This window comes from Kiloniella sp., assembly GCF_048270245.1.
Lineage (GTDB): Bacteria > Pseudomonadota > Alphaproteobacteria > Kiloniellales > Kiloniellaceae > Kiloniella.
In genome coordinates this window covers 502171-515266 of the sequence record NZ_JBLWTH010000001.1, presented here as the reverse complement: position 1 = coordinate 515266, position 13096 = coordinate 502171, and the positions used below count along the sequence as shown (strand labels likewise).

At 43.9% G+C, this 13096-nt stretch carries 13 protein-coding genes and 1 tRNA gene; 5 read left to right on the top strand and 9 right to left on the bottom strand.

Going from position 1 to position 13096, the window contains the following annotated elements; translation table 11 throughout:
* Positions 1-46 precede the first annotated feature (46 nt).
* Positions 47-532 carry a YajQ family cyclic di-GMP-binding protein gene (locus ACN0W5_RS02390; protein WP_417452655.1) on the top strand — a complete coding sequence of 162 codons (486 nt, stop codon included), beginning with the start codon at positions 47-49 and terminating at the stop codon, positions 530-532.
* Between the two features lie 206 nt (positions 533-738).
* On the opposite strand, the gene ACN0W5_RS02385 is transcribed toward ACN0W5_RS02390, so the two are convergent.
* Positions 739-1404 (bottom strand): hypothetical protein, encoded by a 666-nt coding sequence (locus tag ACN0W5_RS02385; RefSeq protein ID WP_417452654.1) that lies wholly within the window; start codon positions 1402-1404, stop codon positions 739-741.
* 212 nt (positions 1405-1616) lie between these two features.
* Here ACN0W5_RS02385 and ACN0W5_RS02380 point away from each other — a divergent pair, with 212 nt between their 5' ends.
* Entirely contained in the window at positions 1617-2192 is a 576-nt protein-coding gene (locus ACN0W5_RS02380) for a peroxidase-related enzyme (RefSeq protein WP_417452653.1), read from the top strand.
* Positions 2193-2300: 108 nt separating this feature from the next.
* Here the strand turns inward: ACN0W5_RS02380 and ACN0W5_RS02375 are convergent, their stop codons facing one another.
* From ACN0W5_RS02375 to ACN0W5_RS02355, 5 genes are all read right to left on the bottom strand, one after another.
* A complete protein-coding gene (locus tag ACN0W5_RS02375; RefSeq protein ID WP_417452652.1) occupies positions 2301-3011 on the bottom strand; it encodes a hypothetical protein in 711 nt (236 codons plus the stop codon).
* Between the two features lie 18 nt (positions 3012-3029).
* Positions 3030-4949 carry an AAA family ATPase gene (locus ACN0W5_RS02370; protein ID WP_417452651.1) on the bottom strand — a complete coding sequence of 640 codons (1920 nt, stop codon included), beginning with the start codon at positions 4947-4949 and terminating at the stop codon, positions 3030-3032.
* On the bottom strand, positions 4936-5463 hold the full coding sequence (locus ACN0W5_RS02365) for an ABC-three component system middle component 5 (RefSeq protein ID WP_417452650.1): 528 nt from the start codon (positions 5461-5463) through the stop codon (positions 4936-4938). The genes ACN0W5_RS02370 and ACN0W5_RS02365 overlap by 14 nt, the downstream gene beginning before the upstream one ends.
* A complete protein-coding gene (locus ACN0W5_RS02360; protein WP_417452649.1) occupies positions 5464-5937 on the bottom strand; it encodes an ABC-three component system protein in 474 nt (157 codons plus the stop codon). It lies immediately after the preceding gene.
* Between the two features lie 384 nt (positions 5938-6321).
* A tRNA-Ser gene (locus tag ACN0W5_RS02355) sits at positions 6322-6411 on the bottom strand.
* 228 nt (positions 6412-6639) lie between these two features.
* Here ACN0W5_RS02355 and ACN0W5_RS02350 point away from each other — a divergent pair.
* Positions 6640-6957 carry a hypothetical protein gene (locus ACN0W5_RS02350; RefSeq protein ID WP_417452648.1) on the top strand — a complete coding sequence of 106 codons (318 nt, stop codon included), beginning with the start codon at positions 6640-6642 and terminating at the stop codon, positions 6955-6957.
* Positions 6958-7069: 112 nt separating this feature from the next.
* Here the strand turns inward: ACN0W5_RS02350 and lepA are convergent, their stop codons facing one another.
* Positions 7070-8872: a translation elongation factor 4 gene (lepA, locus tag ACN0W5_RS02345; RefSeq protein ID WP_047762587.1), complete on the bottom strand. Its 1803-nt coding sequence runs from the start codon at positions 8870-8872 to the stop codon at positions 7070-7072.
* 235 nt (positions 8873-9107) lie between these two features.
* On the opposite strand from lepA, the gene ACN0W5_RS02340 reads away from it, so the two are divergent.
* Both ACN0W5_RS02340 and ACN0W5_RS02335 read left to right on the top strand, forming a co-directional pair.
* Positions 9108-10694: an ATP-binding protein gene (locus tag ACN0W5_RS02340; protein ID WP_417452647.1), complete on the top strand. Its 1587-nt coding sequence runs from the start codon at positions 9108-9110 to the stop codon at positions 10692-10694.
* A 123-nt stretch (positions 10695-10817) separates the two neighbouring features.
* The gene (locus ACN0W5_RS02335) at positions 10818-11387 is read left to right on the top strand and encodes a nucleotidyltransferase family protein (protein ID WP_417452646.1); all 570 of its coding nucleotides are present in this window, start codon (positions 10818-10820) and stop codon (positions 11385-11387) included.
* On the opposite strand, the gene ACN0W5_RS02330 is transcribed toward ACN0W5_RS02335, so the two are convergent.
* Together ACN0W5_RS02330 and ACN0W5_RS02325 are read right to left on the bottom strand one after the other, a co-directional pair.
* Entirely contained in the window at positions 11384-12112 is a 729-nt protein-coding gene (locus tag ACN0W5_RS02330; protein WP_417452645.1) for a hypothetical protein, read from the bottom strand. The two genes, ACN0W5_RS02335 and ACN0W5_RS02330, sit on opposite strands and share 4 nt — an antisense overlap.
* Positions 12113-12379: 267 nt before the next feature.
* Positions 12380-13027 (bottom strand): hypothetical protein, encoded by a 648-nt coding sequence (locus tag ACN0W5_RS02325; protein WP_417452644.1) that lies wholly within the window; start codon positions 13025-13027, stop codon positions 12380-12382.
* Positions 13028-13096 lie beyond the last annotated feature (69 nt).

Below are 13096 nucleotides of genomic sequence, written 5' to 3'. Positions count from 1 at the left end.
AGATCACAGTATTTACAGTACATTATTACATAAGGAAGAATTCACGATGCCATCATTTGATATCGTCTCAAAAACCGATATGCCAGAAGTCAACAATGCGCTTGATGGTGTGCGTCGGGAAGTCACCCAGCGCTATGACTTCAAAGGCTCTAGCTGTGAAATCACAATCGAGGGCGAGATCATCACCATTCTTGCCGACGATAATTTAAAGCTGACACAGATGCAGGAACTCCTGAAAGGTCACGTTACCCGTCGCGGTATCGACGCCGCCGCATTGGACTTTGGCAAGGAAGAAGCCGCATCGGGCAACATGGTGCGCCAACAGGTAACGCTTAAACAGGGCATCGACCGCGAACTGGCCAAAAAAATCACCACCGCCGTCAAGCAATCCAAGCTAAAGGTTCAGGCCGCCGTTCAAGGTGATGAAGTCCGCATCACAGGCAAAAAACGCGACGACCTTCAAGGCGCGATCACCATGATCAAGGAACTGAACATCGAACAGCCACTGCAGTTCGAAAACTTCAGAGATTAATCAGATAGATAGTCTTAATAACGGTGGTTTTTTACCCGATCTTAATCGACGGATATGATGATTTAAACTCGCCATTTCTTGACCAACAAACATGCCCACACGCCGCCACCTATCTCATGACGATGATTAGTGGCAGCGTGTAGGTGTTATCATATGGTGTAATCCATGAAGAGAATTATCCCCAAGAAAACTTTGACCTAATTTTCTTATTTTGTGAATTTACAGTCTATTGGGTGACCGCTGCGTTCCAAATTCATACCAACTGCGTACACACTCTGTGATGGTATTTTATTCGTGTTCAAGGACACGCTATAGGTAACATGCAAATCATCACACATCGCTTTTTGTCGCGCATTAAGATGCTGTATAAAAACAGGTGCAGACCCGCCTTCGATATCCTTTGCATCATACGTCATAAAACTCGGGGAATTCGTTTGAGTTTCAACGAGCCCAGATTCTTTTAGTTTCTTGTTCACACTACCAATATAAGCTTTCGCTTCTTCAAAAAAGGCAGGTTCCTGATCTCTCTTTTGATAACTTAATAACGTAATAACACCATCAGACATGCGAACATTCAAAATTTGGGATTTTATTTGCTCAGAATACATACAGTTCCAACTTTGCTGTCTAGGTTTCGGCGGGCGAGACTTAACCTTACTCTTTCTTTCCGGCACATCAACGCGCTGACATTGCAACGAAGGATAGGATGCGATAAAGGCTTCAATTTCTGATGCCGTGCTCTTTAAAGAAAGGTTTTCAAGTTCAATATCTTGTATAATAGCAATGGTATTATCTTCACTGGCATAAACCGAATAAGGAGCAAATAATGACACGAAGGACAGCATAAACAGGTGTGATAATTTTAACTTCATTAAATCTATTTCCTTCTAAATTCGACACTAAAGCGTGTAATATTTTTTCACCCACTACTTTTTGTATATTCCTTACATTCGCCAAATATATCTTCAAGAATAAAATGCCCGAGATTTATTTCCATTTTTACGCCTATGGTCGCGACTGGTCTCCTCTCAAAGCAAAACAGGCGCGCAACCGATAAAGCACAACTCAATAAGGAAACAGATAAATGTCCTCTCGCCCGATAAGCCGCTATCCCGTGCCAGAACTGAATGCGCTGCCAGATGATATCAAAGAGAAGATTTTAGCCGTTCAGGAAAAAGCAGGCTTTATTCCCAATGTGTTTCTAGTGCTTGCCCACCGACCAGAAGAATTCCGCGCCTTCTTTGCCTATCATGATGCCTTGATGAATAAAGAGAGCAACCTGAGCCAAGCTGACCGAGAAATGATCATCGTTGCAACCTCCAGCGACAATGCCTGCCACTACTGTGTTGTCGCCCATGGCGCGGTTCTTCGTATTCGGGCAAAGAATTCCCTTATTGCCGACCAGATCGCCACCAACTATCGCAAGGCCGATATCTCCCCAAGAGAAATGGCGATGCTGGATTTTGCCCTCAAGGTATCCAACGATGCCCAGTCAACCAACGACGAGGATTTTGAAAAGCTTCAAGCTCACGGCTTCACAGAGGAAGATATCTGGGACATCGCCGCCATAACCGCCCTCTTCGGCCTAAGCAACCGTATGGCAAATTTCACTTCAATGCGCCCCAATGACGAGTTTTATTCTATGGGGCGGGGGGTGTAACGGTTTTTTTAGGCTTCTTTTCTTACACACATCAAGAGATAATTAAAAGTTAGTCCCTTTATCGTCATAATCACTCGAAGATCACTTTTCAAATCAAGAAAACCACTACTATTGTTGCTCAGAAAAGCCACTTCCTAGATCGTAAGAAATTGTACACATAACCCGTGCAGTGAAAGCAACTCCTGGTATTGATAGCAATATGAAACCTAATACGAAGAAGACTGTTACTATCTTAACAGCAGTTCTACCTGTATTTCTATCAAGTGCACTATAGTAACTCCGAAGCACATCAATTCTAATTTGGTTATCTTCGTCTTGTTTTAGGGCGTCAGAAGCTGTTTTTAAAGATTTGTCTCGCTCTAACCATGGAGCCCGCCGTAAAAGTGAGTCCACTGCATCTGGTCTACGTGATTTGATCGTAATGAACATTGAGCGTAGATTTCTGGCTGTTACGAGGTCAATATTTGCCATCACGTAATCAGCTATTGAACGAGTCGTTTTGATTTCAACAGGAGCAAACAGACGATATACAATTGTACCTATTCCGAGAAGAAGTATTCCGCAGTACAAAAGATTCAACCTCATTGGAAACGAGATTAATTGATCACAATCATTTAGTAGATTTCCTTTATCAAGAAGACCGCCCAGAGACCCAAGCCATATCTCAATCTCAGCATGGTACAAAATCGCATACCCTATAAACGGAGTCGCCATTGTCAGAGTTGCCGGAGCACTTTGCCCAAAGCCACGAACCATTTGCCAATTCAGTAGCCGATTCCAAAAATGTTCCGTTTTCCAAATCGACTTTTTAGTTCCCACTATTTGCCCACCTAATTTCTAGCCTATAAATTTCAAAGTGCGATTTGTATGTGTGAAATATTCTCCAACTGTAATTTCAGGAGTATTAAGCTCTTCTGCTATCATAGAGGTCGCAATAATGATTTGCATATCTGATTTAGCTGTTGAGCATTTTTCATGCAGAAGTCGTTGAAAATTCTTGCTGCGCTCTGGTTCCAGCCCCTTATCTTCCACAGTATCCATCAAGAGGAAACGTGGATGATAGAAGCTTTTATCATTTGCAGAAGCGAGAGCTAAACTGGCAAAAAAACTATTGCGTAAATAGACCATAGAACTCGCAGAAAAATATGATTCATCATTAACGCTTATACGATCACCATCAAACTCAAAATTGACACGATTGGCATCTACAAACGTAGATTGTCTCTCAAGATCTTGATGAAGGAATTCCAAACAACATTCCTCTACTTTCTTACGAGCTTTTATAATTTGCTCTTGACTCCGACGCTCTGAAAAATTGATCTGCGCTTTCAGTTTTTCTATTTCTGAATTCAAATTATCTCGTTGTTCTCTCGCTTCTTGCAGTTCTGTAATTATTGCTTTTCGACTGGCTAGCTCTTCTAATTCTCTTTGTGCATATCCAGCATCACGATTTAGTTTTCTTAGACGAGATCTAAGTTCAGTAGTAGGACTCCGTAGAGATACACTATAATGGCGACTAGCTTGCTCCCAGAGCTCATGAGTTTTCACAATTTCCGAATTTAATCGCATCAAACTGTTTTTTCTAATTCCCTGAAGATCGAAAGAGTTTTGCTTCTGACGAGCATATTCATTTATTAATCTTAAAGATCTTTCTTTTGTATGTTCAGAATCAGAAGCTTGCTTGCATAACGTGCAGGCACCTTCGACCTGCTCTTTGGAAACAGGAGCTAAACATGATGGGCAGAAATCAAATTCCAATGTATTCAATTCATCGACTATAACTTTCGATTGTTGTAGTGCTTCTAATTTCCTATTTAATGAAATAATAAAAGCATCAGAATCAGCAATTTGAATTTCTAATTCATCGCGCTCTTCTATTAATTTACCCAATTTCTCCTGAAGTTCTTTGACTCGAGCATATGTTTCGTTTTGATCATTTAGAGTAAGCCGGTCATCAAATTGCGCATTGAATATTTTTTCTTCTAACGTCGTTATTTCATTATTCAATTTATCCAATTCATCAACGAGCCGTTTAGCTTCTTGTGATAACCATTCACTCGTAAGCGGATGTCCATCGCGTGCGTGTGTCCTAGTAAGAAAGTTGATGCGGGTAATAACTTCTTTCACCTCAGAGTCAGCAGCACGAAGCCTTAAGCGTGCTTCATAATACTGATCATCAAATGCACCCAACAGCAGATTACCAACAGTCTCTCGAGTTATTGCATCGTCAAAAGACTGATTTCTAAGTATCTTTTCAACAGAGCTTAATTGATCGGAATACACTAACCGAAGGATTTGGTTTATTGTAATCTTTGTGTTTGCCTCTCCGTATTGAACTTCGGGGAAACCAAGAAGGCGGAACATAACTTGAGAAAAGCTTTCTGCCTTGCCCCTTCTAAAAGAATAGCTTTCCCAGCCATCTTCTGACTTTTCTAAAGCTCCTTCAATTGGGCCAAAATATATTTGCATAGGACGTGAAGATTTTGGTTCTATACTGCGACGCAGCGTTATGTCCGAACCGTTCAGCTTAACACCAACAAACACCGTATCGCATAATAAAGCTGTTTCACGCCATTGATGTTCTAACAAGTCACCACCAAGCGCAAAGAACAAAAAATCCATAATGGTGGATTTTCCCGAGCTATTTTCACCTCTAATAATATTAAGACCTGAATGAAATTTTTCATCAAACACCCGAGTACCACGAGCAAATACAGTTAATGCTTGAACTTGGAGATTAGGGTTAAATAATGTCATATCGATATTCCCCAAGACCGGACCGTGAGAATATCCCACCATCCCCAAAAATGCTGATTTGTGTGAGGTATCGAGTCAGAAACATAAACAATTCATTATGCTCAAAAATAAACCCATCCACAGTATTCGCTAATGCTTTACTGACATGACTTTCTTGCAAATAAGTATCTTCAGTTCCACTTTCTTCACACTTAATAAGTTTTGCGCCAAGCATCGCGCTTATCGCCGTTAGTTGCATTGACTCCATTCTTTCAAACACTACTCTGGGGTCTGGTAATACATCGTACACAGTTGGTTGATAACGTTTGAGTAGTAAATTGCGTTGTTTAGTAAAACCAGCAACTCCTCTTGGCGCTCTAAGTTCTTCAACTTTCCATGGAAAGCATAAGAAGAAATCCGCTACTCGAAGCGTTCGTGCAGCCATATATTTCTCCTCTGAAGCTTTCAGTAATGCAATGTACCGAAAAACAGCATGATAAGGATCATAAGCAGAAGTGTAAGTAAGAGAGAACATTCAGTGCCACCTAACGAAACAGCGATCAGCAAGCCAATATATCATGCCACGAACATGAGCATGAGTTAGAGTGAAGTGCTGAAAACCATCTCCCATGTCTTTAATGGTTGGAATCACTATCTGTTGATCAATAATTATATCAATCTCTCTACGACTAAGCTCGTGTACATGTGGCGATATGTGATTCTCAAAAACATCATTAATCCTAGCAAGAAAATAAGCGAACAATTTCTGAGCAGAAGGATAATGCTGTAGCCTACTGAGAAGTTTGTGAAATAGCTCTTTTTTTATCTGAGCATCTGGAACTTGATCATCTCTTTCCGCAGCTTTTAGCTTCTCATCTAATCCGACCACCTCTTCATCTGATCGTCGGTCATGGAACATTTGGAGATCATCAATAAATTCCATCACTCCGCAATTCCCGTTGGCAATTTCTGAATCCAAGCTTTCTAATAACCCTGAAATTTGAGACATCTTTTTCCATTCAATTGTATTGCCCTATGCCGGACAATAACACCATAGGTTGTCTCAAGGTTTTCAGAAAATTAGGTTAATTTCAAGCATTTACACAATCGATAGGTGTTTTTTCTTATTATTTGGTGTTGACGATTAAAATACTACTAGATTTTCAAGTGATTTCTTCGAAAACACAACACATTTCACATTTTTGAGAACGGAAATTATGAACCCAACACCTAGCTACCTGCAATTCAATTTCATTGGCAAAACACTTAATATAATTGAGTTAAAGCCTTACAAAAAACTCAATCTCAATAAACGCTTTGGCACACGTTTATGAATAGTAAAACTATTCAAGGCAAAAATTTAGAATTAATTTCAGGTGGAGTAAAAGTATAATGGCGGAGAGAGAGGGATTCGAACCCTCGATACGCGTTAACGTATACACACTTTCCAGGCGTGCGCCTTCAGCCACTCGGCCACCTCTCCAGCATTATAGGGCACCCTTGGGTGCGAGGCGGAACTTAATGGGTATGGGCAGAGGATGCAACCATTTTTTGCACCAGATAAGCACACCATTTCTTGAAGCCACATTGAAGCTGTTAAGTCTTGATTTTGACAGACAAAATTTCTTTACTCGCCCTTATGCTGTTAAGCTGTATGCTGGCATTAGAAACAGCATCATTAGAGCTGAAATTTTATTGGAATAGGAAAAGTATGACATTCGTCCTACGGATACTTGGCTGGGTCTTTCTGGCAATTGCTCTTGCCTCACTCGCCTTTGATCTTTTCCCCTTGATGGAACAAGGTAGCTTTCAGCTCTCGCTGTTGGGGGAAAACTGGTTTGCGGTGCACCCCGGTTCGCTCAATCTACTGCAGGCGGTTACCGAACGCTATATCGGGTTATGGCTTTGGGATGACGTGTTCTCACCCTTGCTCTTTGTCCCGACCCTTGTTGTCGGCCTTGTCGCCGCTGTGATCTTTTTTATACCCAGCTATTTATTCAAAAGCAGCAGTAGAAGAAGACGTCGTTAAAAAAAGTCCAGCCCAAAAGAAGGTACATAAAAAAAGCTCCGCCCGATAATCTGCTAAAAGCAGGAAAAATCGTCCGGAGCTTTATTTATAACAGCACTTTAAAGCGAAGACCTTAATCGTCACCCATCTTGAGCGCCGCGAGGAAGGCCGTCTGCGGGATTTCAACATTCCCGACCTGACGCATGCGCTTCTTACCTGCTTTCTGTTTTTCCAGAAGCTTACGCTTACGCGAAACATCGCCGCCGTAACACTTTGCGGTCACATCTTTACGCATGGCTGAAATGGTCTCACGCGCGACGATCTTGCCACCAATTGCCGCCTGAACAGCAATTTTAAACAACTGACGCGGGATAAGGCTTTTCAGACGTTCACAAAGAATACGGCCGCGTGGCTCAGCCTGAGAACGGTGCACGATAATCGAGAGAGAATCCACAGGCTCTGAGTTCACCAAAATGGAAACCTTCACCAATTCGTTTTCTTCATAGCCCTCAATGGAATAATCAAAGCTGGCATAGCCACGGGAAATGGATTTCAGACGATCATAAAAATCGAATACAACTTCGTTCAACGGTAGCTTGTAAACTATCATCGCACGACTGCCCACATAGGTCAGTTCTTGCTGAATACCACGGCGATCTTCGCAAAGCTTCAACACCTGTCCCAGATAATCATCTGGCACCAGAATATTTGCTTTGATCCACGGCTCTTCAATATGATCAATCTTAACCACATCCGGGAAGTCTGCCGGGTTGTGCAATTCCATCAATGAACCGTCCGTCATGTGGATTTTGTAAACCACACTTGGTGCCGTCGTGATGAGGTCTAGGTTAAATTCGCGTTCCAGACGCTCTTGAATAATCTCAAGATGGAGAAGACCAAGGAAACCACAACGGAACCCAAAACCAAGTGCGGCAGAAGATTCTGGCTCGAAATGGAACGATGCATCATTCAACGCCAGCTTGCCAAGGCTATCACGCAGCATTTCGTAATCATTAGCATCAATCGGGAAGAGACCACAGAACACCACAGGCACAGAAGGCTTAAAACCAGCCAACGGTTCAACGGCAAGATTCTTTTCGTCTGTAATGGTATCCCCTACTTTGGTATCGGTAATCTGTTTGATACCCGCCGTGATATAGCCGATTTCACCAGCGCGAAGTTCTTTGAGCTTGGTCAGTTTTGGTGAGAAAGCACCAACCGCATCCACAAGATGCGTGGTGCCGGTTCCCATCATACGGATTTTCATGCCCGGTTTGATCACACCATCAACCACACGCACCAGCGTAATCACGCCGAGATAGCTATCGTACCAGCTATCAACCAGCAATGCTTTCAGCTTATCGTCGGGATCACCAATTGGGGCTGGCAACTTTTCGACAATGGCATCCAGAACAGCTTCGATACCTTCGCCAGTTTTCCCGGAAACGGTTAGCGCATCCGTCGCGTCGATGCCGATAACTTCTTCGATCTGTTCGCGCACACGGTCAGGTTCCGCCGCAGGCAAATCGATCTTGTTGAGCACAGGGATGATATCATGATCATTATCAATCGCCAGATACACATTCGCCAGGGTCTGGGCTTCGACACCCTGTGATGCATCGACCAGTAACAACGACCCTTCACAGGCCGCAAGCGAACGACTGACCTCGTAGGTAAAATCTACATGGCCCGGAGTATCAATTAGATTGAGCTGATAGACCTCGCCATCTTTGGCCTTGTAGTTCAGACGTACAGTCTGGGCCTTAATAGTGATGCCACGCTCGCGCTCAAGTTCCATGTTATCCAGAACCTGGTCCTGCATTTCACGATCACTCAGCGCGCCACAATGTTGAATCAACCGATCCGCCAGGGTCGATTTCCCGTGGTCGATGTGCGCAACAATTGAAAAGTTTCGAATATGTTTTAAATCAGCCATTAACTTCATGCCTATCAATAATCGTGCGGAAGATAAGCCCTAAAGCAGGAATGCGCAATCTATCTCTGCATCATAGCGGGGTTGCAGCAGTAAAATAATGGGGATGCGCGCTCCCACGTATAAAAGACAAAGTAAAATATGGAACATTTGCTCCTATAGCTCCCCCTTAAATCCCCTGTAAACTTTTCCACGCTAATATTGAAATAGTTAGGTTTTTCTTGAGGGAATTTTACCCGTGTCCACAAACACCATCGGTTATGTCACATCTATCAGCGGCGACAGTTTATCGGCCTCGGTTGCACCCGACGTCGATCTACCAACAATCGGCGATATGATCAGAATCCAGTCAGAGACGGCGATTGCCTTCGGTTTGATCAGCGACATGGAAATTCCCCAACCTTCCCACCCGCCAAGCCCCAATGACGTCAAGGTGATGTCCATTGATCTTCTGGGGGAAAAACTGACCAATCCAGACAAAGGCGAGCTGCCGGGTTTTCAGCGTGGCGTTTCCCGCTTTCCTGTACTGGGGGCAGAGGTCGAACCCGTCCAAACGAATGAACTTGCGGAAATTTATGCCCGCCCAGACAAGCCTTGTTTTACTGTCGGCGCCCTGTCTCAAGAACAGAAACTTCCCGCCTATATCATGACCGATGCGCTTTTGGGCAAACACTTTGCCATCCTTGGCACGACGGGTAGCGGGAAATCCTGTTCTTTGACGGTGATCCTGAAATCCATCCTTGATAGCCACCCTTGCGGTCATATCATTCTGATTGATCCACACAATGAATATTCAGCTGCCTTCAAGGACAAGGCAGAATCTCTTAGCCCTGAATCATTGCGTCTTCCCTACTGGCTTTTAAATTTTGAAGAGTCTGTTGAAATTTTCTGTAGTAAAGAACCAACAGCGCGCAATATTGAGGCTGGTATTCTTAAAGACGCTATCTTGACCGCCAAACTGAACTGGGGGGAACAGGGACCAGATGCCAATACTCTGACTGTTGATACCCCTGTTCCCTATAAACTATCTGATCTGGTTCACCGCATTGATGAAATGATGGGACAACTCGGTAAGCCAGAACAACTCGCGCCCTTTCAACGCCTAAAAAACCGCTTGGAAAACCTTCGTGGGGATCGTCGTTATGCCTTTATGTTCGGGAACGTCGCCCTACGCGATAACATGAGCTATATCCTCTCTCAGCTCATGCGTATTCCTAATGATGGCAAGCCGGTTTCAATTTTCGATTTGTCCGGTGTGCCGTCCGAAGTTGTGGATGTCATGGTATCCCTTCTATGTCGGACCATGTTTGATCTCGCAGTGTGGGGACACAGGCATGACCCTATCCCCATTCTCGTTGTTTGCGAAGAAGCCCACCGTTATGTGCCGTATGATAAAAATTCAGGCTTTGCCCCGACGCGCAAAGCTCTTGAGCAAATTGCCAAGGAAGGCCGTAAATACGGTGTTTCACTGGGGTTGATCACCCAAAGACCATCCGAACTTTCTGAAACCATCCTATCGCAGTGTAATACGATGTTTTCGCTACGGATGAGTAACGAGCGTGATCAAATGTTTGTACAACGCACATTGCCACAGTCATCATCCAGCCTTTTGAAATCGCTTCCTTCTCTTCGAAATCAGGAAGCAATTGTTGTTGGTGAGGGCGTAAACTTCCCAACCCGGATCAGGTTCCATGAACTCTCGGCGAACGAACTGCCCGAAAGCAACACCGCAAGCTTCGCCAAAAACTGGGCTGAGGACCGCTTTGATGCAAACCACATCAACTATGCCCTTAAACGCTGGCGCACCCAATCTCGCGAAAGTTGACCAAGCTCTCACCTCAATCCAACTTGACGAAAGCCTGAATTCAGACTGTTATCCTTAACTCTGAAATCGCAGGATCGCTTCTTGTTGAGATAAGTACAAAATAAAACAATTAAGAGTCTCTTTGTGTCCAACGCCGCACGCCTTAGGAATTTTTTACACTCTTCGAAGCCGCTTATGGACTGCATGGCGGTTGTCAAAGATCTTGATTTGCCCGATTGCTGGATTGCCGCAGGCTTAATACGCAATTCCTTTTGGGATCATTTGAATAACATTCAAATTCCCCCGGTTAAAAGTGACATTGATGTTATCTATTTTGCCCCGAAAGACACGCGGCAAAAAACAGAACATAGCTATGAAGAAAAGCTGCGATCAACAGCACCAGAAATGGAACCCATTTTCGGCAATTGGTCCGTAAAAAACCAAGCTAGAATGCATCAGGTTAACAGAGACCGCCCTTATCAGGACTGTCATGATGCCCTAAAGCATTGGCCCGAAACAGTTACAGCGATCGCAGTCAGGCTGACACCCAAGAATGATATAGAGATTATGCATCCCTTTGGTCTAGATGACCTCTATCAACAAAAGGTGCGCCCTTGCCCGTATTTCAAGGAACACAAGCTCTTCGAGTTTAAAGTTCGACAGGATAAAAAACGGTGGCAGGATCGTTGGAGTAATCTGGAAATCGTGATTTAGTTTACCTTCATTATACGCTTGAAAGCGCCATCATAAATGCCCGCTAAATCCTGAAAAATCTGGGTTGCCTGTTTCATATCACTCGCGCCTGGCATCTGGATGTCTGCAACACCCGAGATTTGATCAATCTGCCCCTGCAAAGCATTCACGTGTTCTGACAGTTCAGGCGGCACCTGATAGCTTACGGATGAAACCCCTTGAAGACTTTCAAGATGAGAGAAAACGACCGCCAGTTGCCGTTCTTCGGTTTCGCTCATGACTTTTTGAGGGTTTGAGAGCATACGATCTGCCTCATCTTCCAAACGCTGAACAAGGTTATGATGCATGGGATCGACGGATGTCGGGGCAAAGCCCAAAACATCGCCGATCCGTTGCCGCAGAACAGTAATCTGCTCTTTCTCATCCGGACTTAACTTTTTACTAGGCTGTTGACCAAATATTTCCGAGAGTTGCTTTTCCAAATCACGGATACGGCTTTGTTCTGCGGCGGAAAGATCTTCAAAACGGACATCACCAACTTGGCGAACAGAGCCTTCCATCCGTGCCAAAAGCTCTTTAGCTTCATCCGACAAGGTAATTTCATAAGCTGCCGAGCTGCTGTTTTCTTCTTGCTTGGCCTTATTACCAGAAATTACACGTTCTTCACTCGGCGCCGGGGCAACAGGACTTGGCAACCCATGCCCGACGCCAGTACTCAGAGAAACAACATCCAGATTAACGCTCACGTTTTCCCACCTCATAAAACTCTTTAGCTTTGTGAAGCAAAAAACAGGCCATAAATTTTATTGTTATTTTTCAATGGTAAAATAGCATCTAGGACAAAAATCAGAACTTTTTACCCTTACAATTCTACCTCTGGGAAAAAGGTACCATCTGCATCTTGTAAGGATATTCATTATCCGGAACTAACGGGCCCTGAACTCAAAAGCCTATGTATGCTGAATACCTTATGAATACTGAATACAATGACATATATTCGCTCGTGAATCCTTTTATATAGAAGCACCAGGCAAAAAGGGATCAATTCGTGTTCCCTGTACAGGATTGATCGCCGGATCATTAGAAACGGGAATATCATGGCAATGGACATCATCAGCTTCAAATTTGTTCAAGATATCCAATGCTTTTTGCTCTTGCCCTTCATCCCGCAGAGTAACCCACAACAATAAACCGCCTCGCTGGAGTTGACTCTCAATTGATTGTGCATGTTTATGACCAATCCACTCTGCAACAAAAGAACCAAAAATACCTGTAGATCCGCCAGCTAAGACAGCGCCCATAATTGCAACGGCAAGTGACCCACCCGATGCAACTATTGGTGCGGCTGCCACAATCGCCCCGATATAAGCCAAACCACCAATAAGCGTTGTTTTTCCTTCGACAATTGAATCATGTTCGACATAAGCCGTACGAGGGACATTCACATCATCTTCCAACTCAACAACGGAATGGTAGCGATGCCCCAATTTTTCAGCCACCGCGTCCTCGCTGGCGAGAAGGCTGATTTCAGATCGATCGAACCCTGCGTTTTGGAGTTCGTCAACAGCGGCTTCAAGCTCAGCAGCACTATGAAAAACCCCGACAGCTTCACGCACAGTCATTTGAATGATTTTGTCTTTTTCCACGGTAAGTTCTGACATAAGTGCCTCCTAAGGTATCCCCCAAGATCAACTTCTTATCGGATGAACTTTTGGTGACGTTAAAACACG